Source organism: Bradyrhizobium sp., assembly GCF_019242285.1.
GTDB lineage: Bacteria > Pseudomonadota > Alphaproteobacteria > Rhizobiales > Xanthobacteraceae > Bradyrhizobium.
Map to the genome: position 1 here is coordinate 1 of NZ_JAFAVV010000192.1, position 2,646 is coordinate 2,646.

The 2,646-nt window shown below is 63.3% G+C and carries 2 protein-coding genes and 1 pseudogene; 1 reads left to right on the forward strand and 2 read right to left on the reverse strand.

The genetic code is table 11. The features are described 5' to 3' along the window. Both JOY90_RS07320 and JOY90_RS07325 read right to left on the reverse strand, forming a co-directional pair. On the reverse strand, positions 1-364 hold a 364-nt coding region (locus tag JOY90_RS07320; protein WP_291690478.1), incomplete at its 3' end, for a (2Fe-2S)-binding protein. 501 nt (positions 365-865) lie between these two features. Continuing rightward, complete coding sequence (locus JOY90_RS07325) at positions 866-2,092, reverse strand: ABC transporter substrate-binding protein (RefSeq protein ID WP_291690479.1); 1,227 nt, start codon at positions 2,090-2,092, stop codon at positions 866-868. Between the two features lie 206 nt (positions 2,093-2,298). Here JOY90_RS07325 and JOY90_RS07330 point away from each other — a divergent pair. Beyond that, positions 2,299-2,646 (forward strand): annotated as a pseudogene (locus tag JOY90_RS07330) (MGMT family protein); the annotation flags it as partial.

The window sequence follows — 2,646 nt, forward strand, 5'->3', positions numbered from 1 at the left end:
CGAGCTTGCCGCTATGGCGATGCACGATGTCGATCGCCGACATGATCATGCCCGGGGTGCAATAGCCGCACTGCAGGCCGTGATTGTCGCGGAACGCCGCCTGCATCGGGTGCAACTCGTCGCCCTTGGCGATGCCCTCGATCGTGACGACGCTGGAGCCGTTGGCCTGGCCCGCCAGCACGGTGCAGGACTTCACCGCGCGGCCGTCGATATGCACGGTACAGGCGCCGCACTGGCTGGTGTCGCAGCCGACATGGGTGCCGGTCAGGTTCAGGTGGTCGCGCAACAGGTTGACCAGCAGTGTTCGGTCCTCGACCTCGACCGATACTGCCTTGCCGTTTACCGTCAATTTGATCGTCGACACAGTGCGATCCCTCCCGCTGGGTTTTGAAAATTGCGCCGATTAGAGACAGCGCGAGCGGGACTTGGCAACAGGGATTTTCGTCGCGTAGGGACACGGCGGCGGGGTGCGGTCAAGCCGCACCCCGCCCGCGTCGCGCGCCGGCGACCCTCCGTTCCAGCGAGGTGAAGGCACGGCCTGCGCGATCGCATGCCGTTGCCGGAGGAGGAGAGCGCGGCATGCGAGCCTCAACCTCAAGACGAGGAAAATCCGCAAGCCATCCAAGGAAATTTTTCCTGTCCGTAAATTTACGGCTCCGCACGGCGTAGCGGACAACGCTTGCGACCCGACAGTAGTCGTAGCCCGCATGAGCGTAGCGATATGCGGGACCTCGTTCCCGGGTATCGCTTCGCTCACCCGGGCTACGGGCCGCCGGTCATTCCGGGGCATTCGCGAAGCGAATGAGCCCGGAATCCATGACCACAGGCGGTAATTTCCGGGCGAGATCGTCGTTGCGAGCTTAGACTACCCCGCCGCCCCCGTGTCCTCCAGGATCGGGCCGAACAGCTCCCAGCGCTCGCCGTTGAACTTCATCATCTGCAACTGCTTGTTGACGCGATAATCGGTCGGCGAGGTGATGGCCTTGACGCCCGGCAGCGCGATGTCGGTCGTGACGCCCTTGAGGCTTGCCGCCTGCTTCATGACGTTCTCGCGGGTCAGGTCGTCGCCGCACTGCTGCAGCACGTGGACCAGGAGCTGCGCGGTGGCGTAGCCATAGGTGTTGAAGTTCGAATCCTTGTCGCCGTCGGGATAATACTTGGCCATGAAGTCGAAATACTTCTTCATGCCCGGATCGTCCTTCCAGGTCGGATCGAGCGGGTCCTTGCCGTAATTGGTCGAGATCACGCCCTTGGCGGCGTCGAGCCCGGCCGGCTTCATCACCGCGCCTACGGAAGTCGCGTTGATGTCGACGATCTGCACCGGATGCCAGTTGAGCTCGGCGATCTTCTTGATCGCCTGCGCCGCCTGCTTCGGCGTCGAGGCCGAGACGAACAGGTCGGTGCCGGCGTCCTTGATCTTGAGGATCTGCGAATCGATCGTCGGATCGGCGACCTCGTAGGAGGCTTCCGCGACGATCATGCCCGCCGCCTTGTCGCCGAGGCCGGCCTTGATGCCGTTCAGATAGTCCTTACCCAGATCGTCGTTCTGGTAGAGGATGCCGACCTTGGCGTTCGGATGCTCCTTCACGATGTACTGGCCGTAGATGCGACCCTCGACGAAGTAGTTCGGGTTGAAGCCCATGGTCCAGGGGAAGTTCTTCGGATCGGTGAACTTCGAGGCGCCGGTGGCCGCGAACAGCTGCGGCACCTTCTTGCTGTTCAGGTATTTCTGCACGGCGGCGTTCGACGGCGTGCCGACGATCTGGAAGGTCAAGAGCACCTCGTCGCTCTCGACGAGCTTGCGCACCTGCTCGACCGCCTTCGGCGGCGAGTAGGCGTCGTCATACTGGATCAAATTGATCTTGCGGCCGTTCACGCCGCCCTGGTCGTTGATCATCTTGAAATAGGCGGCCTGGGTCTTGCCGATGGAGGCATAGGCCGAAGCGGGGCCCGAGAACGGCACGGTCTGGCCGATCTTGATCTCGGTGTCGGAGGCGCCGGTGTCGTATTTCTTCTGCGCCAGCGCGGACGATGCCGACAGCGCCATCGCCAGCACTGCGGCGGTGGCCAATGGGAAAAATCCGTTCCTCATATCGATGCGTTCCTCATGCCTGAATTATGCCGGTGATTCTGGACCACCGCGAATGCGGCCGAATGTGGCCGAGCCCATGCCGCAATGCAAGATGACGGAAGTCTAAGAAATTCCAGCGGGATCGGCCGGTTCGGATTTCGGGTGGACCTCATTGTCCGCAGCGTGAAAATACCGGCCACGAACGAAATGCTACACAGGTCCGGGACATGTCTCTAAAAGCGAAGTCACCCCACGTCTTCGATCTCGACCGGCTGCCGACGCCGATCGGCGTGGCGCTGCTGGTGACCGACGTCGACGGCGTGCTGTGCGCTCTCGATTGGGAGGATTACGAGCCGCGAATGCGCCAGCTCCTGCGGCAGCAGCACGGCGCCGTCGAGCTGAAGCCCGCCGCGGCGCCGCGGGAGCTGACGCGCGCGCTCCAGGCCTATTTCGAGGGCGATCTCGACCGGCTCGGCGGCATCCGATGGCGCGTCGCCGGCACGCCGTTCCAGCGCCGGGTCTGGACCGCGCTCACGCAGATCGCACCGGGCACGACCATGAGCTACGGCGCGCTG

Excerpts from the sequence above, each read along its gene's own strand:
- JOY90_RS07325 (WP_291690479.1), bottom strand. The coding sequence starts at position 2,092 with ATGAGGAACGGATTTTTCCCATTGGCCACCGCCGCAGTGCTGGCGATG.